The organism is Streptomyces zagrosensis, from assembly GCF_014203645.1.
Classification (GTDB): Bacteria; Actinomycetota; Actinomycetes; order Streptomycetales; family Streptomycetaceae; genus Streptomyces; species Streptomyces zagrosensis.
Map to the genome: position 1 here is coordinate 1 of NZ_JACHJL010000002.1, position 24,419 is coordinate 24,419.

The 24,419-nt window shown below is 71.0% G+C and carries 10 protein-coding genes and 1 pseudogene; 6 read left to right on the top strand and 5 right to left on the bottom strand.

Annotation, left to right across the window (positions count from 1 at the left end):
- Positions 1-247: 247 nt before the first annotated feature.
- Positions 248-808, bottom strand: a complete 561-nt coding sequence (locus FHS42_RS03675; RefSeq protein WP_184569098.1) for a MarR family winged helix-turn-helix transcriptional regulator — start codon at positions 806-808, stop codon at positions 248-250.
- Between the two features lie 134 nt (positions 809-942).
- Between FHS42_RS03675 and FHS42_RS03680 the strand changes: the two genes are divergently transcribed.
- Entirely contained in the window at positions 943-2,349 is a 1,407-nt protein-coding gene (locus FHS42_RS03680; protein ID WP_312866751.1) for an MFS transporter, read from the top strand.
- 82 nt (positions 2,350-2,431) lie between these two features.
- Here the strand turns inward: FHS42_RS03680 and FHS42_RS38480 are convergent, their stop codons facing one another.
- Positions 2,432-5,284, bottom strand: coding sequence for a SpoIIE family protein phosphatase (locus tag FHS42_RS38480; protein ID WP_312866709.1), 2,853 nt, complete (start codon positions 5,282-5,284; stop codon positions 2,432-2,434).
- Positions 5,285-5,525: 241 nt separating this feature from the next.
- Positions 5,526-6,857 carry an NAD(P)/FAD-dependent oxidoreductase gene (locus tag FHS42_RS03695; RefSeq protein ID WP_312866710.1) on the bottom strand — a complete coding sequence of 444 codons (1,332 nt, stop codon included), beginning with the start codon at positions 6,855-6,857 and terminating at the stop codon, positions 5,526-5,528.
- Positions 6,858-7,191: 334 nt separating this feature from the next.
- Between FHS42_RS03695 and FHS42_RS03700 the strand changes: the two genes are divergently transcribed.
- Positions 7,192-8,109 carry a TetR/AcrR family transcriptional regulator gene (locus FHS42_RS03700; protein ID WP_184569100.1) on the top strand — a complete coding sequence of 306 codons (918 nt, stop codon included), beginning with the start codon at positions 7,192-7,194 and terminating at the stop codon, positions 8,107-8,109.
- Positions 8,110-8,494: 385 nt separating this feature from the next.
- Positions 8,495-10,987 (top strand): sigma-70 family RNA polymerase sigma factor, encoded by a 2,493-nt coding sequence (locus tag FHS42_RS03705; protein WP_246494185.1) that lies wholly within the window; start codon positions 8,495-8,497, stop codon positions 10,985-10,987.
- 100 nt (positions 10,988-11,087) lie between these two features.
- On the opposite strand, the gene FHS42_RS03710 is transcribed toward FHS42_RS03705, so the two are convergent.
- Both FHS42_RS03710 and FHS42_RS03715 read right to left on the bottom strand, forming a co-directional pair.
- A complete protein-coding gene (locus tag FHS42_RS03710) occupies positions 11,088-15,443 on the bottom strand; it encodes an AfsR/SARP family transcriptional regulator (RefSeq protein WP_184569101.1) in 4,356 nt (1,451 codons plus the stop codon).
- Positions 15,444-15,678: 235 nt separating this feature from the next.
- The gene (locus tag FHS42_RS03715) at positions 15,679-18,063 is read right to left on the bottom strand and encodes an asparagine synthase-related protein (protein ID WP_246494186.1); all 2,385 of its coding nucleotides are present in this window, start codon (positions 18,061-18,063) and stop codon (positions 15,679-15,681) included.
- 1,080 nt (positions 18,064-19,143) lie between these two features.
- On the opposite strand from FHS42_RS03715, the gene FHS42_RS03725 reads away from it, so the two are divergent.
- The 3 genes and pseudogenes from FHS42_RS03725 to trmB form a co-directional block, all read left to right on the top strand.
- Positions 19,144-20,613 (top strand): NsdA family TPR-like regulatory protein, encoded by a 1,470-nt coding sequence (locus tag FHS42_RS03725; RefSeq protein WP_184569102.1) that lies wholly within the window; start codon positions 19,144-19,146, stop codon positions 20,611-20,613.
- A gap of 411 nt (positions 20,614-21,024) precedes the next feature.
- Positions 21,025-22,227: an L-2-hydroxyglutarate dehydrogenase gene (lhgD, locus tag FHS42_RS03730; protein WP_184569103.1), complete on the top strand. Its 1,203-nt coding sequence runs from the start codon at positions 21,025-21,027 to the stop codon at positions 22,225-22,227.
- 1,128 nt (positions 22,228-23,355) lie between these two features.
- Positions 23,356-24,135, top strand: a pseudogene (gene trmB, locus FHS42_RS03735) (tRNA (guanosine(46)-N7)-methyltransferase TrmB); the annotation flags it as partial.
- Positions 24,136-24,419: the final 284 nt, after the last annotated feature.

Consider the following 24,419-nt stretch of genomic DNA (forward strand, 5'->3'; position numbering starts at 1 on the left):
CCGGTCCCCTGTTGGAGCGGGGTTTTGTTTCGCGCCTTCCGGCGTGTCCACTACGTTAGCGGATTTCCCCGGAGCTTCATAATCGAAGCTTTCGATTCGCATTCCGGCATGCCGAAATACATCCCGATCAAGGGCCGCGCAGTAATGGTGTGCCGCCGGTGCGGCGCGAGTGGCTGCCACAGAACCGTTACGGCGCCGTGGCAACTCGGAGAACACTACGGATGGGCTCAGGGAGTGTCAACCTGCGTCAGCCGAGGTCGCTGAGCCGGCCGCCGGCGTCCGGCTGGGCGTCCTCAACGCGTCGCAGAAGGCGGGTCAGCAGCTCGCCGAGGAGGTGTCGTTCGACGGTGGTGAGGTCCTGGAGCAGGTCCTCTTCGAAGACAGTGGCCATGCGCATCGCCTCAAGCCATTGCTCGCGGCCCTGATCGGTCAGTTCAACGATGACGCGGACGCGGTTGTTCTCATCGCGTTCCCGGGTCACCAGCCCCTCCGCTGCCATGCGGTCGATCCGGTGCGTCATCGCCGCGGGGGTCAGCCCGAGCCGCTTGGCGAGGTCGCCGGGCCCCAGGCGGTACGGCGCCCCGGAGAGCACCAGGGCCTTCAGGACCTCCCACTCGGTATTGCTGATGCCAAGGGTCGAGGTCTGACGGCCGTACGCGACGTTCATACGTCGGTTGAGGCGTTGGAGTGCGGAGACGACCTGCTCGACCTGGGGGTCGAGGTCGCGGAATTCGCGCTGGTAAGCCGCGATCTGTTCCTCAAGGCTCGGCTCGCTCGCACTGCCGCTCGGGCTGGGTGTCTCGGGCATGCCGCGCAGTATGGCACGCATCTCATTGGCATCGAAGTCCTTCTGTGTGTACTCTTAACTATCGAACTTTAGATCTGAAGTCTTGAGGCTTCAGGTCTCCTCGTTGTCCGTCTCTACGATCTAGGTAGGTGAGTGTGACCACCGCGATGGGCGCCGCGTTGCGCCGTATCCAGCTTGGCAACGCGTTGAGCGCGTTCGGCAACGGCTTCACCGTCCCGTTCCTGTTCATCTATGTGGCGCAGGTACGCGATCTTGGTTCGGGCACTGCGGGCGTGGTGCTCGCGACGTTCGCCGTGGCCGCGCTCATCGTGCTTCCCGTGACCGGTCGCATCATCGACCGGCGAGGGCCGTTGCCTGTCGCCATCGCGGGCACTGTCGCTGCCGCCATCGGTTCCCTAGGCCTCGGGCTCGCGTCCCGTGAGCCATATGTGATCGCTGCGGCCGGCGTCCTCGGCGCGGGCATAGCCGTGATCCAGCCCGCGCTCGCCACAATGATCGTGTGGTGCTCGACGCCGACGACGCGATCGCGCGCCTTCGCGACGCAGTTCTTCCTCAACAATCTCGGCCTCGGCCTCGGCGGCCTGCTGGGCGGACTGCTCGTGGATACCGCGCACCCGTCGAGCTTCGTGCGGCTGTTCGCGATCGAGTCCGTGATGTTCCTCGTGCTGGGAGCGGCGATCGCCTCGGTGCGGCTCCCCCGGGTGCCGAAGGTAGCGGACGCGATACCGACCCAAGGGCCCGCCAAGGGCGGCTGGCGAGCGCTGCTCGCTGACCGGGCCATGGTGCAGCTGTGCGTCTTGGGCTTCGTGATGTTCTTCGCCTGCTACGGGCAGTTCGAGTCCGGACTCTCGGCATTTGCCGTGGAGGTCACTCGGATCTCACCCGCAACGCTGGGGGTGGCACTGGCCGCGAACACCGCGGTCATCGTGGTCGCGCAGTTCGTGGTGCTCAAGCTCGTCGAGCGGCGCCGCCGTAGCCGGGTGATCGCGCTGGTCGGGCTCATATGGACGGTCGCGTGGGTGACCGCTGGCGCCTCCGGCCTGGTGCACGGCAGCCAGGCGATCGCGACCGCCGCGATCATTTCGACATACGCATTGTTCGGGCTCGGCGAGGCGATGCTGTCTCCCACGGTCGCCCCACTGGTCGCGGATCTGGCTCCCGGTTCGCGCATCGGGCAGTACAACTCGGCGTTCGCGCTGGTCAAGCAGCTCGCGCTGGCGGTTGGGCCAGCGGTGGGTGGGCTCATGGCCGCAGGCGGTCTGTACGGGGCGTACATCGTGATGCTCATCGGCTGCTCACTCGGCATCACCGCACTGGCGTTGCGGATGGGGCGCCGGCTCACACCGGCCCAGGACAATCCGCACCGGTCCGCGGCCACCACCGCGACCGCTCTGGCTCCCGCCCCGCGGGTGGAGGCCGAGGGCGTCGAGTCGCTCTCGGGACCGGGACCGGAACGGATACCGAGCCCTGCCCATACCCATGCCCATGCCCATGCTCCTGTTCCGGCGCCGGCACAGGAGGCAGTGACCACCGCCGCCTGAACCGAGGAAGGGAGGGCCGCTTCAGGGTGCGAACGGCAGCTATGGATGCGAGGCCCTCCCAAGGCCAGGCGCGTACGGGCGGTTAGGTGCGGGGTAGGGCGAACTCGCACCAGACGGCCTTGCCGCCGTCCGGGGTGCGGCGGGAGCCCCAGGACGAGGCGATGGTGGCGATGATCGAGATGCCGCGGCCGGCCTCGTCCACCGGTTCGGCGCGGCGGCGCCGGGGCAGGTGGTCGTCTCCGTCCGTGACCTCGATGATCAGCCTGCGATCGGTGCGCCGTAGGCGCAGGCGCATCGGGGGTGTGCCGTGTTGGAGGGAGTTGGCGACGAGTTCGCTGGCGGCGAGGACGCCGAGGTCGCGGAGTTCCGTCGGGAACCGCCAGCTCGCGAGCACGCCCGAGGCGAAGGCGCGGGCGCGGGGTGCAGCCTCGATGCCGCCGAGCAGTTCGAGGGCGGCATTGTGGAACAGTTCGGCATCGTGTCCGGTGCGGGCGGGGTGCTGGAGCACCAGGACGGCGACGTCGTCATCGTGTTCCGCGGTGATGCCAAGCGCCCTGATCAGTCGATCGCACATCACCTGGGGTGAGCCGGTGGCGCCCGCGAACGCGCGTTCCAGCTCGGCCACACCGTCGTCGATGTCCTGATCGCGCCGCTCGACCAGGCCGTCCGTATACAAGACAGCGCTGGAGCCGGGGCCGAGCGGCATCGAGCTCGACGCGTGCTGCCATCCGCCGGTGCCCAGCGGTGGCCCGGTGGGCTCGGCGGCGCGCCGTACCGTGCCATCGGGGTCGCGGACGAGGATGGGCAGATGGCCGGCGGAGGCGTACAGGAGGCGACCCTCGTTGGGGTCGTGGACCGCGTAGACGCAGGTGGCGATCTGGCTGGCGTCGATCTCGGCCGCCAGTCCGTCGAGGAGTTGCAGTACCTCGTGCGGTGGCAGGTCGAGGCGGGCGTAGGCGCGTACGGCGGTGCGCAACTGGCCCATGACGGCCGCGGCGCGCAGGCCGCGGCCCATCACATCGCCGATGACCAGGGCGGTGCGGCCGGCGCCGAGGGTGATCACGTCGTACCAGTCGCCGCCGACCGCGGCGTCGGTGCCGCCGGGCTGGTAGGTGGCGGCCACGCGTAGGTCGTCGGGTTGCTCAAGTTCCTGTGGGAGCAGACTGCGCTGAAGGGTGACGGCGGCCTCACGCTGGCGGCGTTCGCTGACGCGCAGCCGCTCGACCGCCTCGACCTGGTCAGTGACGTCGGCGGCGTAGACGAGGACGCCCCGGTAGAAGGCCGCGGGCTGCTGATGCCGGTCAGCGGTGACGGCGGTGACAGCGGCTGGTGCTAGTGCGGCAGCCGGTGCTGATGTGACGACGGGGGTGTTGGCTGACGGGTCATTCGTTGCGGGGGTGTTCGCTGCGGGAACATTCGTTTCCGGAGCGTTCGTTGACAGAGCGTTCGTTGACGGAGTAGCGGCTGCTGGGGCGCGCGTTGCCGATGGGGCGGTGCCTGTCGGGCTGCTTTCCGGGAGGGCGTCACAGGGCTCGGTGGTGTCTGGTGCGCACAGCGTGCTCCGGCCGTCCGGAACGCCGACGATCAGGTCGCCCGGGGCCGGGGCCGGCGTGGAGCTGGGCGGGCCAGCGTTCGGGGTGGTGTCGGCACCCGTTCGACCCCCTACTGCGCGGGCCTCGACTGAGTGGCCGTTACCTGCGCGCTCCCCGTCTGCGCGGTCTTGTGCACCGTCCCTGCCTGCGTTGTCCCTGCCCGCACCGTCCCTGCTGACATCGTGCATGCCCACGTCGCCGTTGCCGGTGGTTGCCGTTGGGTTTGGGTGTGCGGTGCTGTGCGTGTCAGAGGGCTGGGTGGTGGCCGGTGCCCAGGCGGTTTCGAGGTGCTCGTGGGCGGTCGTGATGGATGGCGCGACGCGGATGGGGGTGCAGGTGAAGGTGTAGTAACTGTCCCGGGTGCGCGTTCCGGGCGCGAGGCCGGCTACCGGCATTGCCGCCGACTCGTGTCGCGCAACACCCGGCAGTGCCGCGCCCAGCCGCGCAACCTCAACGTCCTGGGGCTCGGGCATGCCAAAGCCGCCGGTCTCCGGGTCGATGGCGAGGTCGATGTGCCGTACGCCCTCGGTGGCCAGGTCCATGAGCGGGTCGGCTGCTGCCTCCCTGATCGGGTCGGCGACGGGATCGGCCAGCTCGCCCACCGCGGGCCCGCCGCTGGATGCGCCACCAAGCGCGCCCTGAGCAGTCGGTGCAGTCGGGACGGTCGGTGTAGTCGGCCTTGGGGCCTGGCTCGTGGCCGCACTTCGCTCCGGGGTCGCGTCCCGCTGCGGGCTCGTGCCCTGCCCCGTTGAGCGGGTGTGGGGGCTGGCGGCGGATGGTGGCGTAGGAGGGTGGTGGGCATTGGCCAACGCGCCGGCGCCTGCGGCCGGGCGTGCGGCGGAGTGCTGGCCACGGTGCGGCGGATCAGCGGCGGGCGCGCCGGAGGGCGCGGGTGGCTTCGCTCCACCGTGGGGAACGCGGCGGGATTTGACCGTACGCGGCTTGCCGCTGCGCAGCACCTGGTCCATCAGCGGCAGCACGCCCATTTCCTGAAGTTCGGGCAGCGCCTCGCGTGCGGTCAGGCCGGGCGAGCGGGTGCCGAAGAGGGCGGCGTACGCGTCGTTGACGTAGGCGATGCGGTGGTCCGGCCCGTAGACGATCGCCACCGGGGCCGGGACCTGGGTGAGCAGGGTCTGGAGGGACAGTTCTTCCAGGGTGGGGATGTCGCCGGTGTCGGAGCTGGCGTCCGAGCTGGTATCGGCGGCCGGGCCGGGTTCGCCGCGCTCGCCCCTGGCGGCGGGCACTGAGCCGCTGCCCGCCGACGGGGTCCGTGCGGCGTGGTCACCGCGGCCGGTACGTCGCTGGGAGCCAGGGAATCGGACGCTCCAACGCGTGAGTTTCACAGAGGATTACCTCGCGGAGTCGTGGCGGAGCGGCGCACCGACGCGGGGTGGCGGACAACAGTGCGGGGATCGGCCCCCTGGGGAGTGCAGCAAACGTCCAAATCCTCGTGATTGTCACTCTTTGCAGATACGAGCCCACCCATGGTCACACGTCCAGTGTGACCGACCGGACTGACATCCGTCAGACGCCAGTCACGCCGGGGGAGTTCCCGGCTCCGCCGTGCGCGGCGCAACGCGTGGATCAGCTGGCTTCCGGATGGCGACCGGTGCCCGCGGCAAGTTGGAACTCGGCACGCGGGTGTTCCAGCGAGCCGAGCGAGACGATCTCCCGTTTGAACAGCCCGGCCAAGGTCCACTCGGCCAACACCCGGGCCTTTCGGTTGAGGGTCGGCACCCGACTGAGGTGGTAGGCGCGGTGCATGAACCAGGCGGGGTACCCCTTGAGCTTGCGGCCGTAGACGTGTGCCACGCCCTTATGGAGGCCAAGGGATGCGACGGAACCGACGTATTTGTGCGCGTAGTCGGTGAGCGGCTGGTCGCGCAGTGCGGCGAGTACGTTGCCGGCCAGCACCTTGGACTGGCGCACGGCGTGCTGGGCGTTGGGGGCGCAGAGCGCGCCGGATGCGTCCGAGGTGAGGTCGGGGACGGCGGCGGCGTCTCCGGCGGCCCAAGCGTGCTCGGCACCGTCCACCTGTAGCGCTGCGGTGCACGGCAGCCGCCCTCGGCTGTTCACGGGCAGATCGGTGGCGGCCAGGATCGGGTGCGGCTTGACGCCCGCGGTCCATACGAGCGTACGGGCGGGGAAGCGCGAGCCATCGCTCAGGACGGCGACGCGGTTCTCGCACGAGTCGAGTCGGGTCTCCAGCCGCACATCGATGTTTCGGCGGCGCAACTCGCGTACGGCGTACTCGCCCATCTCCTCGCCAACCTCCGGGAGGATGCGATCGGTGGCCTCGACTAGCACCCATTTCAAGTCATCCGGCGAGAGGTTGTGGTAATAACGCGCCGCGTATCGAGCCATGTCCTCCAGCTCACCGAGCGCCTCCACGCCCGCGTAGCCACCGCCGACAAATACGAAGGTGAGCGCGGCATCCCTGACCGCTGGATCGCGGGTGGACGAGGCGATGTCGAGTTGTTCCAGGACGTGATTACGCAGCCCGATGGCCTCCTCTACGGTCTTAAACCCGATTCCATATTCGGCCAGTCCGGGGATCGGGAGGGTGCGGGAAACGGAACCTGGTGCGAGTACCAGCTCGTCGTAGTGAATGTCGATCGCACCGGTGCCTTCCTCGGCGCTGGCGAGAGTGCGGACAGAGGCGGTGCGGTTGGCATGGTCAATGGCCGTGGCCTCGCCTATGACCACCTGGCATCTAGGCAAGATCCGGCGCAGCGGCACCACCACATGGCGCGGCGAGATCGAGCCAGCCGCCGCCTCGGGGAGAAACGGCTGGTAGGTCATATACGGCTCGGGGTCTACCACGATGACCTGGGCCTCGCCGCGCTTCAGCTTCCGCTGAAGGCGCAGCGCGGTGTACATCCCGACGTAGCCACCGCCGACAACAAGAATGCGCACGGGTTCCTTCACCCTCCCATGACGCACCGGTGGCCGGACTTTGTCCACAGCCCCGACGAAATGTGTGACCGGAGGTCCCGGAGAAAGCGGAACCTTTGGTTCGGCCGCGGATGTGGAAGGTGTGCAGGTCAGCGCGTGGCCACCGGGGATTGGTCCAGCGGCGAATCGGGAGAGAACGGCCGCGTACTCCGATCGAGGGGCGCTCCGGACGGAACTACCCCTTCATTCTTGACCTGGGCTCAACTATGTTCGTACTTCGTCGGGGTATCGACACAGCTCCGACAGTCAGGGCGGGGAGTCTCCGGGGGGAGACGTCATTACCGGGGGATCGGTTATGCACATTCAGAGTTCTCATTGGTCATCCAGCGTTGCTACGACAGACGGGGGCAATGGCCGTCACACGCCGCTACGCGTAGACGCACAGCGCAATCTTGAACACGTGCTGCGGGCTGCCCGCGAGGTCTTCGGAGAGCTGGGTTACGGGGCGCCGATGGAAGACGTCGCGCGCCGGGCCCGCGTCGGAGTCGGAACGGTCTACCGGCGGTTTCCCAGCAAGGACGTGCTGGTCCGCCGCATAGCCGAAGAGGAGACAGCGCGCCTCACCGACCAGGCGCGCGCTGCCCTCCGACAGGAGGACGAGCCGTGGTCGGCGCTCTCCCGTTTTCTGCGCACTTCGGTGGCGTCCGGCGCGGGCCGGCTGCTGCCACCACAGGTGCTGCGGGTGGGCGTTGACGTCGAGACGGAGGTGGAGGGAATACGGGTGCCGCATCAGCGGCAGTCCTCACCCGCCGCGCCGGAACTACGGCTCGTGGAACAGCGCAGCACGCCTGACCCGCTGGACGGGGTCGGGCGCGGAGTCGTGGCTGGTGCCGGCACGATCGTCGGTACGGGCCCGGTCTCGCCGGTCGCTGCCGCACCGACCATTTCGGCCACGCACTCAGCGCAGCCAGGACAGTCAGGACAGTCAGGAAACAGCCCGGTGCACGGCACAGTGACCGGGGTGAGCAACGGCACGGTGCTAGAGCACCACCCGGACGACGGTGGTGCTACGGCGCTGCTTGAGGTCGTCGGCAAGCTCGTGGAACGTGCACGGGCGGCGGGCGAGTTGCGGGTGGACGTCACGGTCGCAGATGTGTTGCTGGTGATTGCGACGGCAGCCCCGTCGCTGCCCGACGCAGCGCAGCAGGCGGCTGCATCGGCCCGGCTGCTCGACATTTTGCTGGACGGACTTCGGTCTCGCCCGGTGGGCTGAGCAGGCCGACACCGCGCCGACGAGCGGTCAACACCCGGCACCCCATCGACCTCGGGGACGCTGGGGCCCGTGGTGAACGGGAGCGCTCGTCGCGCAAGGTTCACGGGCTGAGTGAATGCTGTGCGGGCGGCGGCCCGTCGCGACGTTGGTGCGTCGCGGCGGGCCGCCATCTGCGTATGGCGGGGCCTGGCGGCCCAAACGCGGCTGGGGTGGGCCGGCGGGGGTGACCGGGCGGGGGGTGACCGAGCGAGCTGGCCCCATACGGGTGAACGAGGGGGCTCACCCTTGCGAAGGGTCCCCGGAAGGGTGGTTGCTGAGGGAGAGACGGGTCCGGCCAGTGACGGCTGTGACACTCTTTGCCGCGTGTTTGGGTCTGTTGGCGTGTATGGGAGCTGTGGCTATGGGCGTTGAGGGGCCGGACAACCGACGCGACCGTGACGACGACGGGGCCGCCGAGCCAGGTTCCAGCCAGGCCGTGGGTGCGGGCCAGGGCGGTGCGGAGGCCGCCCAGCGCAGGCGGCGGGATGGCATCGCCCCCGATCCCAGCATTCCGCAGCAGCGGGCCGGACGGCGCGGGTATCAGGCCCGTACTCGCGGCCTCGACACGCATCCCGACACGGTCAGCACAGCCGACACAGCCGGCACAGTCAGCCCCAACACAGCCAACACAGCCAACACAGCCAGCGTTGTCGAGGGCGTTGACGCTCAGGACCCTGGCGAGACCGACGAAGCGGATGCCGCGGGCGCCTCGGACGCTGCCAGGCCCCCCGGCGCTCTTGGTGCCTCCTGCGCTTCCGGTGGCGGCGACGCCGATGGTGGCGGTAGTGACCAGGGTGGCAGCAGTGGCGGTGAGGGCAGTGGCGGCGGCGATGACCGCGGCGACGGCAGCCTGCCGGTGGAATTGGCGCCGACCGATGGCGCGTTACTGGAGCAGATGCGCAGCGGTGACGGTACGGCGTACGAGCGGGCGTACGAGGAGTTGTATCGGCGGCATGCGCACGCGGTGCGACGGTACGCCCGTAGTTGTTGTCGGGACGCGGACACGGCGGATGATCTGACGGCGGAGGTATTCGCCCGTACGTTGCAGGCCGTACGCGGCGGGGCCGGGCCGCACACTGCGGTGCGTGCGTATTTGCTGACGACCGTGCGCCGGGTGGCTGCCACGTGGATGAAGACCGCCAAGCGGGAGCAACTGGTGGAGGACTTCGCGGTGTTCGCCGCTTCGGCCGACCGGCCGGCGCCGAACGAGGAGGGTACGCCGGGGTCCGGGTTCGACGTCGGCGCCGACGTACGGGCGATGCATGAGGCCGAACAGTCCCTCGCGGTGCAGGCGTTCCGCAGTCTGCCTGAGCACTATCAGGCGGTGCTGTGGCACACCACGGTCGAGGACGAGCCGCTGCGTGATGTGGCACCGCTGCTCGGGCTGACCGACAACGCGGCGGCGGTGCTCGCGCACCGGGCGCGGGAGAAGCTCAAGCAGGCGTACCTCCAGGCCCATGTGAACACCTCACAGGCGGCGGGTGAGGACTGTGCGCGCTATGCGGACCGGCTCGGTGCGTACGCCCGGGGCGCGTTGCGCATGCGGGCCGAGCGCGGGCTGCGTAAGCACCTTGAGGACTGCGTCAAGTGCCGCATGGCGGCCCTTGAGGTCGCGGACGTGAACGCCACCTTGCGGGCCGCGTTGCCGGTCGCGGTCATTGGCTGGTTCGCGGCTGCGTACGCGACGAAGGCCGCCACCGGAGGTGCCGCAGGCGCGGGTGCCGGCGCGGCTGCCGCGGCGGGTGGTGCGGCAGCCGCGGCAGGCGGCTCGGCTGGGAGCGCGGCGGGGGGCCTGGCGGGCTCGGGCACTGGTGCGGTGGGTGCCGGCGGCGCTGCGGCGGTCGGAAGCGGGACGGGAGCGGCCGGCGGGACGGCCGGGAGCGGCGCCGGAGGGGTCGGGGGATCGGCGGGAGGCGCAGCCGGCGAGGGCCTCGGTTCCACGGCAAAGGTCGGGATCGCGGCGGGCGTGGTGGTCGTGGCGGGGGCCATCTTGGCGTACGCGCTGTCGGGCGGGTCCGATGCGCCGAAGAAGCCGGAGGCCAAGGAGCCGACGACCGTGGTGCCCAGCACCCCGCACAGCCCGCCGCCGAAGCCGGGCCCACCGCCGCCGACCCCGCCGCCAGCCAAGCCCCCAGCGCCTGCGCCCATCGCGCCCTCTCCGGCGAAGCCGAAACCGAAACCACGGCCGGCCCAGCAGCCGACCCAGCAGCCGACACCGCAGCCGACCCAGCAGCCGGCACCGCGACCGACACCGCAGCCCACGCCGCCGACAACCCAGCCCACCCCTTCGGCGACGCCCACCACACCAGCGCCGGAGCCTCCGCCTCCCGTTCCCCGGCCAACCCCGTCTTCCACGCCAACGCCCACCCCAGCCCCCACCCCGACTGCCCGGCCGAAGCCGCCGCCGACCGTCTTTCAGGTCAACCGGTTGGAGTACGGGGGCGTCGGCGACGGCACCAAGCCTGAGCTGCGGCTCGCCGGCAGCAGCCCGATATGGCAGCGCGACGGGCTGTCCATCGGGGGCAAGCGCTATGCGCACGGCGCGACGATGCACGCGCCGTCGTCGGTGACGATCGATCTGAACCGCACCTGTGTGTCCTACGAAGCGCTCGTCGGCCTCGACGACCTGACGTACGGGCTGGGCGCAGCGCGGTTCTCCGTGTACAGCGGCTCGGCGCGGCTATGGCGCTCGGGGGTCGTACGGGCGGGTCAGCCGGCCGTTCCGGTACGGGTTGCGCTGGCGGGGCGCACGTCGATCAGGCTGGTGGTGGAGCCGCACTCCGTGCTTGGTCGGGTGGCACTCGGCGACTGGGCCGAGTCGCGCATCGGCTGTCGGTGAGGGCCGCCGCACCACGCGGGGCCCGGCCACCCGAGGCCGGCCACCCGGGTCTCACCACCCAGACCTCACCATCCGGGCACCAGCACACACAGCGGGCCGCTTATGGTGTCTCCCCCGAGGCTTCGCACTCGGTTGTCCCGATGACCTCGTTGACCACCTTGACCACGTCGGCCACCTGCAACTCGCGGCTCGCCGCGCGCAGCGAGGCGAACTCCTCGTCACCGAGGATCTTGGCGCCCGCGCGGGCGACCCGATCCGCTTCGGCCCGAGACAGCGGACTGCGCGGAAAGACACCACGCCAACCATCGGCCGCACCGAGCAGTTGAGCCGCGGCCCGGTATGCGCCGTACGTATCACGTGAGTCGTGCGTGCTGTGCGGGTGACGCGCGTCGTATGTGCCGCGTGGGTCAGGTGCGCGGTACGCACCGTGTGTGCCGTGTGTGCCGTGTGTGCCGTGCTTCGCGAGGATGTACGCGGTGCTCTCGGCCGCGTGGGCGAGCAGCACCTCCGTGCAGTTCGCCGCGACGCTGCTGGCCAGCGTGTCCCGCAGGCTGCGCAGCCCCCTCAGCACGTCGCCCTCTTCGGCGCAGATACGGCCCTCAAGGCTGCCCAACATCAGCGAGAACTGCGGCGGTGGCGACACGCTCTCGGCCGCCACGCGGGCCTGGTCGCAGCGGGCCCGTGCATCCACCACATCCCCGTACAGCAGCGCAATGGCGGCACGCAGCGAGCCGTTGAACGCCGCCGCGTCTGCCCCGCCGAACCGTTCGGTCTCCTCCTCCGACTGGTCGAGAAGCTTGCTCGCGGTGACGGGGTCGCCGCAGGAAAAGGCGAGTTCGGCGAGCCGGGAGATGAGGAACGGTGCATCCGTGTACGCGCCGAGTTCGCGGGCCAGGCGCAGCGCCTCGCGATAAGAGGCACGGGCCTCGGCGTAACGCCCGTACGCCGCCGCCATCTCGGCGCTGGCCTCCTCGACCTGGGCCAGCATCCAGCGGTCGCCGACGCGTCGGCTGATAGCGCGCAGCTCGGCCCAGTCGCGGTCAACGCGGTGCATGCCGCCGGGCATGTCGATGGCCATATGGGTACGGAACATCAGCGAGACACCGAGCGCCCAATCGTCCCCGTATGTCCGGCAGTTCACGACCGCCTGATCGAGCAGCGGGAGGACGCCCGCGTGCCCGTCGATGAGGTACCCCGCGAACGGCCACATCAGACCGGGGAACTGGGCGCTGCGCGTCCCCTGGCGTGGCCCGTACGCATCGCGGATGGCGCGGGCGATGGCAAGTGCCGTGGGATCGCGCAGCACCTCGGCCGAGCGTTGCTCGGCGAGCAGGAAATACAGCAGAAGTTGCAGGTCGAGGCGTTGCCAGTAGCGAGCGACAGCGGCCGGATCGTCCTCGGGCGGCGCGCCTGCGAACTCGGGCTGCGCAGGGGCTGTGCCGGGCGGCAGCGACCATGGCTCTGACTCGGATTCGGGCTCGGATACGGACTCTGACTCGGGCGGGGGCGCCGGCGCGGGCGCCGGCTCGTAGTTCCCCTGCGCTGCGCTGTCCCCGTCTGAGCGATGGGTGGCCTCGTGGTGTGCCGACTCGAAGGCGAGGGTGTGACGGACCCAGACCGCTCCCTCGTCCCGATAGTTCCGCAGCCACCAGAACCAACCGAGGCTGAAGACCAGATCAACCGCCGTGGCGAGGTCGTCGCTACCGTCCTCGAAGGGGCTGCCGCTCGTCGCAGGGGGGCCGCCCGTCACAGGGCTGCCGCCCATCGCGAACCCCTCGATCGCGGGCTGGGAGGCGGAGGTCGGCGCGTTGGTGACGCGCTCGGCCGGTGTCAGGCAGCGGTGCAATGCCGCGCGGAAGTTGTCGAGGTCGGTTTCCACCCGGCGTAGCCACGACAGCTGCTCCGCGGAACGCAACCGGGGCGCCGCGGCCTGGGCCAGATCCCGGAAGTAGTGGGCGTGCCGGCGTGCGGTCGCGTCCCGTTCGGCCCGGCCGCGCTGGCTGCCCAGGGCACGTTCGGCGACCCGCTCGGTGACGTACTCGTGGATGGTCTCCAGCATGCGGTACCGAGGGTCGCCACCCGTTCCGTCCGCGGCGAGGGGCGTGTGCGTGACGACGAGGAGCGACTTATCGACCAGTGCTCCGAGGAGGTCAAGGACGCCGGCTGGGTCGATTCGTTCGACCCGCCACCCCCTAGACGCTACTGACCCCGCCGGACGCACCGGTTCTCGCCCTGGGCCCGGCCCCGCTGGCTGTGTCGCCCCCGTTGGTTGTACTGACCCGGTCGACGGCTGCGGTGTGTCGTCCGCGCAGACCGTCTCCGCCGCCGGCAGGTCCCAACTGCCCGCGAAGAAGGAGGCGCGGAGCAGCACGGTGCGCTCTCGTTCATCAAGCAGGTCCCAGGACCAGTCAACGACCGCGCGCAGCGTCTGCTGGCGGGGTAGTACGGTCCTGCTACCGCTGGTCAGCAACCGGAAACGGTCATCAAGTCGGTCGGCGATCTGGCGTGGCGAGAGCATCCGCAGTCGTGCGGCGGCAAGTTCGATGGCGAGCGGCAACCCGTCCAGTCGGCGGCAGATCTCGGCGACGGCTGCGGCCGTCTCCCGGTCACCGGCCGGGTCGAAGCCCGGCCGTGCGGCGGCGGCGCGTTCGGCAAACAACTGGTGGGCCGGCGCGGGCGCCAATGGCTCTACGGGGCGCACGGTCTCCCCGGGCACGCCGAGCGGCTCGCGACTGGTGGCAAGCACGGTGACGCCAGGGCAGTGCGTGAGCAGCGTTTCGGTGAGCTCGGCTGCCGCCTCGATGACGTGCTCGCAGTTGTCGAGGAGCAGCAACAGTTTGCGGTGGGCACACTGTTCGACCAACCGTGCGGTCGGCGAGGTGGCGTCCGGACCGCTGCGCGTCTCCAGGCCGCCGGTGTGCAGGGCCGTATCGCGGCGGCCGATGGCGCTCAGGACCGCACCGGAGACAGCGGCTGGGCTGTCCAGCGGGGCGAGTTCGGCGATCCACACGCCATCGGGGTAGGCGTCGCTGACCGTGGCGGCGGTCTCCTCTGACAGCCGGGTCTTGCCGGAACCACCGGGTCCGGTCAGCGTGACCAGCCGCGCCCCGTGCAGTTCCTGTCGCAGCGAACGGATCTCGGACCGCCGCCCGACGAAACTCGTGAGCCGGGCGCGGAGATTTCCGCGCGGCGCAGCGGAACGGCTACTTGACCGCACGGCATCGATGTCGGTCGCCGCGTCCGGGCGTGACCCATGCGTATCCGATACGGCGCGTGTGTTGTACGCGGCGTCGTCGCCGTATGCGGCCTGTGTGCCGTGCTCGACCTGTGCGTCGTATGTTGCCTGTGCGTCGTACGCGGCGTGATCGCCGCCCACGCTGCGCCCTTCGTCGGCCGCGCGCCCCTCGCGTACGCCGGGCTCGTCCCCGCGGCGGGCGACGGCGTCGGGTGTGGACGGCCCAGCCGGTACGGACGGCTCGCCCGGTGCGGCGTCAGGGGCCGGTGCGGCTTCGGCGCCCGGTGCGGTTTCGGCGCCAAGCCCGACAGCGGGGCCGGGCTCCCGGTGGTTGTCGCGGACGGGCCGTTTATCCCTTACGGGCGACTTGTCGTCCCGTATCGACCGCTCATCTCCTACCGACCGCTCCCCCCGTACGAGACCCCCAGCGCCTCCCGTGGCGCCGGCCTCCCCATTGGTCGCTGCCGTCGCTGCCGTCGCTGCGCGCGGCGGTCCCGCCAACAACTCGGCGTGCAGATGGCGCAGTTCGCTTCCTGGGTCCGCGCCGAGGCGTTCGGCGAAGATGTGGCGGGCCACCTCGTACGCGGCCAAGGCGTCGGCCGACCGGTCCGCGGCGCGTAGGGCGCGCAGGAGTTGGGCGTGGAAGGGCTCGTCGAGCGGGTGCTGGGCGACAAGTTCGCGCAGTTCGGGGATGACCTCCGTCTTGCGGCCGAGCGCAAGGTCCGCCTCGATGCGCTGGTGAAGGGCGGTGAGCCGCAGGGCATCGGCCCGCGCGGCGGCCACCTCACGGTCCGGCAGATCGGCGAGTGCTGGGCCGCGCCACAGGGCGAGCGCGTCGCGCAGCAACGTGGCGGCGGTCGCGGCGTCGCCTGCGTCGAGCGCGCGGCCTCCCGCGCTCGCGCGTTGCTCGAAGATCGCGAGGTCGATGTCGTCGGGCGCGGCAGTGAGCCGATAGCCGCCGGGGGCCGACTGAACGGCCTCCTTGCCGAGGTTGCGGCGCAGCCGTCCGACGAGCGCCTGGAGTGCGGCGGGGGCGTCGTGCGGAGGGGTGTCGCCCCATACGTCACCAATGAGGACATCGACGGAGGCAAGCGCCGAGGCCGGGCGAGTGGCGTGCAGGGCGAGCGAGGTGAGCAGCGCACGCAGACGCGGACCGCCGGCGGGCAGTAGTTGCCCGCGGTGGTCGTACGCCTCGGTGACGCCAAGAATCAGGTACCGCACCCGCTCATTGTCCTCGCTTAGCTGAGCGAACCACTGATTCCACCTCGTCCGTGCCGCGGCGCTGCCCGCTGGCCGCGCCCGAAAACTCCTTCAGCCGGGACATACTCGCCGGCCTGCAACGCCGCCCTGCCGCCCGCAGCACACCGCCTCATCTCGCACGGACTCAACGCCCGACCAGGTTCCCAGGCACAACCCAGCCACCTCAGCCGACCCGGCCAACCCAGCCGGCGCTCGTTCAGATGCTGGGCCGTGGCACGACTCCGCCGGCAACCGCGCGTTGGCGTGGGGCCGCGCTGCCGGTCCAGCAGGTGCCGCGGCGGGACAGTAGGCGGCCCAACCAGATCTCGGTGGAGACCAGCTCGGCGATGCCGTCCAGGGGAACGCGTTCGCCCTGCGCCGCCGCGCGCAGCGCCTTGCGCACGACACGGGCCTCCACGAGGCCGGCGTCAGCGAGCAAGGGTGCGTCGAAAAGCGCGATCAGGTCATCGATGGCGTGGCGCAGCCCCGCTCGTAGCGCGACGTTGTGCGTGGCGTGCGAGGGCGCGCCCCAGCCGGCCGGCAGGTCGCGGATGCCCGCTCCCGCCAGCACGGCGCGCAGCACCGATACGCGCGCCCCCGGTTGCACCCGGAGCGCTTCGGGAAGCGCGCGGCATGCCCGCACCACCTGGTTGTCCAGGAAGGGCGCGTGTAGCCGCTGGCTGCGGATCTCAGTGGCCTGCTCGAAGACGCGGTGATCGGCGGCGTGCCGCGCCAGCGAGGCGTCCGCGCGGCGCTCGCCGGGGCGGCGCAGCAGGACGGGTCGTGCGGCGGCCTCCTCCAGGCGAACCGATACTTCCGCGAGCGCCTCCCCCGTCAACCAGCGCGCCGCGGGCCCGGGACGGCACCAGGCGAGGGCGGCGAGCGAGGCCCCGACCGCGCCGCCGATTCCGCCGCTGTCATCGCCTGTCCGGTCGCCGGCATCGGTGAAGCGCTGTTGCAGCAACAGGTTCGCCACCTCCTCGACGCCCTCGCGATAGGGCGTACGGGCCAGCTTGCGGGCCGCGCGGTAGACGGTGAAGGGGACGAAGAAGGAGTGCGCGGAGGGGCCGTCTGCGCGGGCGAGTGCCGTGGCGGGGCGCAGCAGATGGCGGCGGCGCCGGTCGAGCAGTAGATCGGCCAGGCGCGCCGGGTGCGCGTCGAGAACCTGCCGTGCGCCGTGGCCGACGAGATGGTCGGCGGAGCCCGCGGCGAGTCTGAGGCGGTGCCGCTCGGCGCTGATCAGCGCGGGTCCGGGTTCGTCGGTGAGCGGGCCGCGCTCCAGTGCGGCGTACGGCAGCGCTTCCACGCCCGCGGCGACGACGACATGGTGCAAGCGGGGGTTGGAGGCGATGCTGCGGGCGCGTTCCAACTCGGCCTCGCGAATGCGCCCCGGGGCGATCGCCAGGTCGTTGAAGGTGACGGCGAGCAGCCGCTCCCCCGCCTCCGCCGCGTGCCCGAGCGGGGTGCCCGGCACACCGGGCAGCCCGGCGGCGAGCAGCGCGAGGGTGCCGGATGCGCTGCCGCCAGACAGGTCGGCGCCGACTCCGGCTGCGGGCGCGCCTCGGGCGGCGCGGCGCTCGGCGGGCCCCATGCCGGGTACGGGGCCGGGGTCGAGGCCGGGCCCCTCGGCCTCCGGAGCGTGCCGGGGCGCGGCCAGTCGGACGCGTACCGCTTCGATGAGCGCATCGCGTACGCCCTCCACGGCCCGGTCCGGGTCGAGCTGGGGTGCGGCGACGGCGAGCGAGGCGGTCGGCTCGTAGCCGATGACATCGCGCGAGCCGCCACGGGAGCCGTTGCGCGCTCCCCCGCGCGAGCCGCCCGGCGCGGCACCGTACGCGCTCTCATACGCGCTGCCGTACCCACTGCCGTGCGTACTGCTGTAGCCGCTGTAGCTGCTGTCGCCATAGGCCGCGCCTCGCGAACCGTCGTATGAGCCGTCGTATGCCTGGCCGGAGGCGTGGCGCCCGTCGTAAGCGCCGTGTGCCTGACGCGCCGCGCCGCCCGACCCGTCCCGCCCGTACGCCCTGCCGCCTAGGTCCGCTCCGTCCGACGCGGAGCCGCGGAGCACCAACGCATGGCCGGGCGGCACCCGCCGCACGCCCAGGTACGGGGTGCCGTCGCCGATCGCCTCGGGCGAATCGGGGCAGGCCAGCAGGGCGGCGAGGTGGCCGATGTCGAGTTGGGCCTCGATGAGGTCGGCGAGCGGTAGTGCGGCGGTCGCGTACGCCGTGCCGCCTTCCCACGGCGTGTAGAAGACGGGTCTCGCGCCGGCCAGGTCGCCGGCGACGGTGACCCGGCGGCCAACCTGCGCGACGGCCGTATAGCTGCCGGGCCAGGCAGTGAGGTGTCGAAGCGCGCCGCCCCTGGCTGCGAACAAGCCCGTGCGCAGTTCTTCGTCGCTGGCGCCACAGCAGCCGAGCACGGCCAGCCGCGAGGCCCGATCGGCGTGCACCACGCGCACCTCGTCAAGGCGCCAGTCACCGACAGCCCACAACGGATCGGGGCCTCCCCACACAAGTTGGGCACCGACCGGCTGTAGGGAGCCGCCCTGGGCGAGGGAAGGCCCCGAGGCGATGTTGCCCCACCCCACCAACCACCGCATCGCCGCCTCCACAGGCTGTGGACAACTAAGAAGGAGTCGTCATCATGCACAGTAAGCCCACGTTTTCCGCATCGTCGGAGCCAACACGCGGGCGCCGAGCGTGCACGGACGCTCCCCAACGGGCCGGCCATCACCGTGTGATGCCTCTCCGTCAGGGCCAATGCTGCCACGTCCACGCGATTCGGGCGGAGCGCGGTACGAGCAGTAACAGCCGAGCCCAGCGAAGCGAGCAACAGACGAACCGGCCCCCACATCCAGACCAACTCCCGCCACAATCAAGCCACCCGGGGACGGCCTTCGAGGCTCCCGCCGGACCGTGCGGGCACGTTGTGGTCACTCTCCGTAGAACACGGCATCCCTTGCAAGGCGGAGCGGGAGGCAGGGCGCGGTACAGGGCGCGGCGCAGGGCGGCGGCCAAGCGGCGGCGCACCGAGGCGAAATCGGAGCGACGGCGGGGCCGCGGCGATGCAGACGACGGAGCGACGGCGGGAACAGAGCGGCGGCGACAGGAACTCGCTTCCGGGCACCCGGAAGCTACCGGACCCCGCTGACAGCCACGGCATACGCAGCACGCGACCGGTCCGCAGGACGGCCGAAGCGATGGTCGGCGCCTCCGGTTCCACGCAAGCCGCCCTGCCAGGGGCGGATTTCAGCCAATCTCAGCCACCCCCCATGCCACTCTTTCCCGCCCACCGGGGACAACGGTCGCCCCGGCACGGGTGGTTATCGCGCACGAAAGGCCCGGTCCTCACAGTCCGGGAGGCCAACCACACCTCCCGGACCGATCCGCCGCCCGCGGGGAATGAGACGGCGGTGCCCCCAGCCCACTCAGCCAGAGCGCAGCGGGCTCACCCACGCTCCCCAAGGGAAGCGGCACCCACCGAAGCAGGGCAGAGCGCACAGGTAGGCGCACAGCCACACACACCGGGAGCACATGCCACGCCCCGCACCGTGGCACAGACCACAATCTCGCCATCCGGGACATCGCCTCTTAACGGTCGGGATGCGGCGAACTACGCTGGGTTTACGAATGCCCCGTGCTTATGCCGGGGCGGCCGTCGGTGCTGTCGAGGGGTGCGCATGTCTAGGGAGCTACGCGGGCCGAATGAGAAGCTCGGCACCGTTCTCGCCCTCGCGGGAATCAGCAATGCCGGGCTCGCGCGAAGAGTCAACGACCTCGGTGCGCAACGGGGTCTGACACTGCGCTACGACAAGACGTCGGTGGCCCGATGGGTGTCCAAGGGCATGGTGCCGCAGGGAGCCGCCCCGCACCTGATCGCGGCGGCAATCGCCAGCAAGCTCGGGCGTCCCGTCCCACTCCATGAAATCGGTCTCGCGGACGCGGACCCCGCACCCGAGGTAGGGCTCGCCTTTCCGCGCGATATCGGCCAAGCAGTGCGCTCCGCAACGGACCTGTACCGGCTGGATCTCGCTGGTCGTCGTGGCGGCGGTGGCATATGGCAGAGCTTGGCCGGATCGTTCGCCGTCACCGCGTACGCCACTCCTGCCTCACGCTGGCTGATATCTCCCGCCGACAGCTCGGTGGCACGCGAGCCCGCACCAGCACAGGGCCAGCGTCACCAGCAGCCTCCGCACCACCAGCAGCACCAAGCGGGCCTGAGCGGCACACCCCAACGCGTGGCGCACAGCGATGTGAAGAAGCTCCGCGAGGCCGCCGACGACGCCCGCCGTTGGGACTCCAAGTACGGCGGCGGAGACTGGCGTTCTTCCATGGTGCCTGAGTGTCTGCGCGTGGACGCGGCGCCACTGTTGCTCGGTGCGTACACCGACGAGGTCGGCCGCGCGTTGTTCGGTGCTGCCGCCGAACTGACCAGACTGGCCGGGTGGATGGCGTTCGACACCGGCCAGCAGGAGGCCGCACAACGCTATTACATCCAGGCGTTACGGCTGGCGCGAGCCGCCGCGGACGTGCCGCTGGGCGGCTATGTGCTGGCGTCGATGAGCCTGCAAGCCACCTATCGGGGCTTCGCTGACGAAGGCGTGGACCTCGCACAAGCAGCCCTGGAACGCAATCGCGGCCTCGCAACGGCGCGCACCATGAGCTTCTTTCGACTCGTTGAGGCCAGAGCTCAGGCCAAGGCCGGGGACGGGCCGGCCTGCGGCGCCGCGCTGCGCGCATCCGAAGGCTGGCTTGAGCGATCCCGGCAGGGCGACTGCGACCCGTCGTGGTTGGACTTCTACTCGTACGAGCGGTTCGCGGCCGACGCCGCCGAGTGTTACCGCGACCTGAAGCTGCCCCGCCAGGTGCGCCGCTTCACCGAGCACGCGCTGGCCTGTCCGACCGAGGAGTTCGTGCGCTCGCACGGGCTGCGGCTCGTGGTGTCGGCCGTCGCCGAACTGGAGTCCGGCAACCTGGACGCCGCCTGCGCCGCTGGCACCCGGGCGGTGGAGGTCGCCGGGCGCATTTCATCGGCACGCACCACCGAGTACGTACGGGACCTGTTGCATCGGCTTGAGCCATACGGCGACGAGCCCCGAGTCGTGGAGCTGCGCGAGCGAGCGCGGCCCCTGCTGGTTGCCCCGGCGTGAGACCGGGGCCCGCTCCCCGTCCGGCCGCCCGCCGAGCGGTCCGCTTGCCGCTGCGCGCCGTCAGCCCGGGCGGCGCGGCGCCTGCCCGGTGGTGGGGCTACGGGCCGGGCCGGGCGCCGGACGGTCGGTGCGAGAACTCAGACCGGACCGACACCGACATCCGGGCCAGCCAGCCCCCACGCCGTCACACGCGCGTCGTCTTTCGCACACCCCATCGGAACCCAAGCGCCGCTTTGGTTTCGGCCCGTTGTCAGTGGCGCAGGTCATGATGGTGAGCGTCGGTAAAGCGGGCGGGTGTCGCGGGGTGGTTTTGTACCGCGCTGATGGGAACGCCCCGGTTTATGCGGTCGGTGCGGACCGTAAGAGCCGGGAAGACAGGGCGAGTGCCAGGGGCGTTGGGGAGGTGACGCGGTGAGGTACGACGGTGATGTGTTGGTAATCGGGGGCGGGATCATCGGCCTGTCCACTGCGTACGCGATCACGCGTGCCGCGCCGGGCACACGGGTGATCGTGCTGGAGAAGGAGAGCGGCCCCGCACTCCATCAAACCGGCCGCAACAGCGGCGTCATCCACAGCGGCATCTACTACCCACCCGGCTCGCTGAAGGCCAAGTTCGCGGTGCAGGGCTCGGCGGAGATGGTGAAGTTCTGCGCGGAGTACGACATTCCGCACGAGGTCACCGGGAAGCTGATCGTCGCCACGGAGCGCTCCGAACTGCCCCGCCTGCACGGCCTGGTGCAGCGCGCCAGGCAGCACGCTATTCCGGTGCGCGAGCTGGGGCCCGCGCAGATAGCTGCCTACGAGCCACGTGTGCGCGGCCGGGCCGCGGTTTTCGTAGGGACGACGGGGATCTGTGACTTCAGCGCGGTCTCGACGCAGCTCGCCAGGCTCGCGCAGGACGCGGGCGCATCCGTGCGGTGCGACGCACGGGTGGAGGCCATCGGGCGGCGTAGCGGCGGCGTCGCGGTGCGCACGGCGTCCGGGGATGTGCTGCGAGCGCGGGTCCTCGTCAACTGTGCCGGGCTGCACAGCGACCAGATCGCCCGACTGGCAGGTGACGACCCGGGCATGCGCATCATCCCGTTCAGGGGTGAGTTCTACGAGCTGAAGCGGGCCCGCGCAGACCTGGTGCGCGGCCTGGTCTACCCGGTGCCCGACCCGGCCTTTCCCTTCCTCGGCGTCCATCTGACCCGGGGCATCGACGGCAGCGTCCACATCGGGCCCAACGCGGTGCCCGCGCTGGCCAAAGAGGGATACGGCTGGCTCACGGTGCACCCCGGCGAGCTGGCCAGCACGCTGGCGTATCCGGGGTCCTGGCAGATAGCCCGCAAGCACTGGCGCTACGGGGTGGGCGAGCTGCACCGCTCGCTATCGCGCCGCGCCTTCACGCGGGCGGTGCGCCGGCTGCTGCCCGACGTCACGGCCGACGATCTGATACCCGCCCCGGCAGGGGTGCGTGCCCAGGCCCTGCTGCCAGACGGCACGCTGGTCGATGACTTCCTCTTCAAGGAGACGGCCCGCGTGGTGCATGTGCTCAACGCGCCATCCCCCGCGGCAACGGCCTCCCTGGCCATCGGCCGCGAGGTGGCACGCCGAGCGCTCCGGCAGCTCTAAGCGCGCCACCGCGGAGGCCGACGCCGACAGGGTGAGGCCGACAGGGTGAGGCCGCCCGCCGCCGCGAGACCCGCCGCCCCGGCCGGCCCGCCGACCAGCCGGGCGTCACCTCGGGGTCGGGCTCGCAGACGTGTCAGCGCGCGTGCTCGCGTCGCTGCTCGGGCTCGGGTCGGGGCTCGTAGATGCGTCCGTGCTCGGGCAGGTGGGCGCGTTGACGGTCGGGCTCGTAGATGCGCTGACGGTCGGACTCGGGCTCGTGAGCACGTCGGCACTCGGGCTCGGGCTCGGGCTCGGGCTCGCACCTGCCTCGGTACCCGGGCTCGGACTCGGACTCGCAGGCGTGTCAGCGCTCGAACTCGGGCTCGCGTCCGTAGCCGCGTCGGCGCTCGGGCTCGGGCTCGTAGGTGCCTCGATGCCCGGTGTCGGGCCCGCGGTGGTGCTCGGGCTCGCGCCCGTACGTGCCCCGGCACTCGGGCTCGGGCTCGGACCCGTAGGCGCACCCCGGCCCGTGCTCGGGGGCACGCTCGCTTCCGGTGGGTTCACGGGGCGCAAGGGGCTCACAGGGCGCAGGGGGTATACGGGGTGCGCCCGGCGGGACGGGTCGTCCATGGGCCGGTGGGACGGGGACTCATGGCGGTGGCCGCCGCCACCCCGTGGGGTGCGGTGGCCACGCTCTTCGCCGAGCGCGCTGCCTGCGGCGCCCAACAGCACGGTCGCGAACGCTCCCGTGATGAGGCCCGTGAGGAGGCGTATCCAGCGCGGCCGGGACGAGGGGAGGGCGGGAATTGGACGACGTTCGGGCCGTGGGCTGAACCACAGTGCCCCGGGTCTGTTCTTTCCCTGCACCTCAGGCCGCTGCCAGGCCATCGTCGCCCCCGTACGTTCGCGCCTCATCCGACCTATGTGGCGTCTGTTTCCGCCACGTGCTCCGTCCTAGTTCACCTCACAACAGCGCTTTCGCCACAGACGTCACCGAGGTTTTCGCTGCGATTCTTTACTTCCGCACTACCTTCGCATTGCGGCTACATTGCCTTTCCTTCACGCTGCGCTGCGCTGAGCTCTACCGGGCCGTGGGCCGCCCGTGAGCGGCGGAGGTGACGGGCCATGGCCCCGTAGAATCGCAGCACTGTGTCCGAGAACCACACCGCCCCCCAGCAGCACGCGCAGCCCGCCACGGGCGCCTCGCGCGTCCCCCGTTTTCCCGATGGTCCCGCCGCCGACCCGGCGGGTTCGCACCATGAGCGCCGCATTCGCTCGTTCCGGCCCCGACGCGGTCGGGTGACCGCGGGCCAGGGTGAGGCACTGCGCCGCCTGTGGCCGCGGTGGGGGTTCGACATTGACGGGTTGCACCGCATCGACCTGGGCGAGCTTTTCGGCGATACCGAACTGCCCGTCGTCCTGGAGATCGGCTTCGGCATGGGTGAGGCCACGGCGCAGATGGCGGCGGCCGACCCCGGCACGGGCATTTTGGCGGCGGACGTACACACTCCCGGCCAGGGGACCCTGCTGGCGCTCGCGGAAAGCGAGGGCCTGTCGAACGTGCGGGTCGCCAACGGCGACGCCATCATCCTGCTTCGCGAAATGCTCGCCCCGGCCTCGCTCTCCGGGCTGCGGGTCTACTTCCCCGACCCGTGGCCGAAGAAGCGGCATCACAAGCGGCGGCTGATCCAGCCGGAGTTCCTCGCGCTCGCCGCAACCCGCCTGCGTCCCGGCGCGCTGCTGCACTGTGCGACCGACTGGGAGCCGTACGCCGAACAGATGCTGGAGGTCCTGACCGCCAGCCCCTACTTCGAGAACACCCAACCCGATGGCGGTTACGCACCGAGGCCCGACTTTCGCCCCTTGACCAGGTTCGAGGGCCAGGGCATCGACAAGGGTCACCCGGTCCACGACCTGCTGTTCCGGCGCGCGCACGGCGTAGAGGTCACTGAGAGCATCGGGGCGCACGCCACGCGCGCCGGAGGGAATCCCACTCCCCCCGCCGCAGCGCACACCACCCCCGCCGGGCGCACCGACGTAGAAGCCGGGCGCACCGCCGCTGAGACCGAGCGCGTCGCGCCCGACGTGCGACGTCCGGCGGCCGGCAGCGCCGCTACGGGGCGCGAAGCCCGGCGCACGGAGCGTCTTCACCCCGACGCCCAAGACCACCCCGCACGACCGTGACAGTGCGGGCATAATCCGGAGAGCCACCA

What these genes read in the sequence shown, in the direction of transcription:
- FHS42_RS03675 (WP_184569098.1), bottom strand. Translation starts at nt 808, where the DNA reads ATGCCCGAGACACCCAGCCCGAGCGGCAGTGCGAGCGAGCCGAGCCTT.
- FHS42_RS03700 (WP_184569100.1), top strand. Translation starts at nt 7,192, where the DNA reads ATGCACATTCAGAGTTCTCATTGGTCATCCAGCGTTGCTACGACAGAC.
- FHS42_RS03705 (WP_246494185.1), top strand. Translation starts at nt 8,495, where the DNA reads ATGGGAGCTGTGGCTATGGGCGTTGAGGGGCCGGACAACCGACGCGAC.
- FHS42_RS03715 (WP_246494186.1), bottom strand. Translation starts at nt 18,063, where the DNA reads ATGCGGTGGTTGGTGGGGTGGGGCAACATCGCCTCGGGGCCTTCCCTC.
- FHS42_RS03725 (WP_184569102.1), top strand. Translation starts at nt 19,144, where the DNA reads ATGTCTAGGGAGCTACGCGGGCCGAATGAGAAGCTCGGCACCGTTCTC.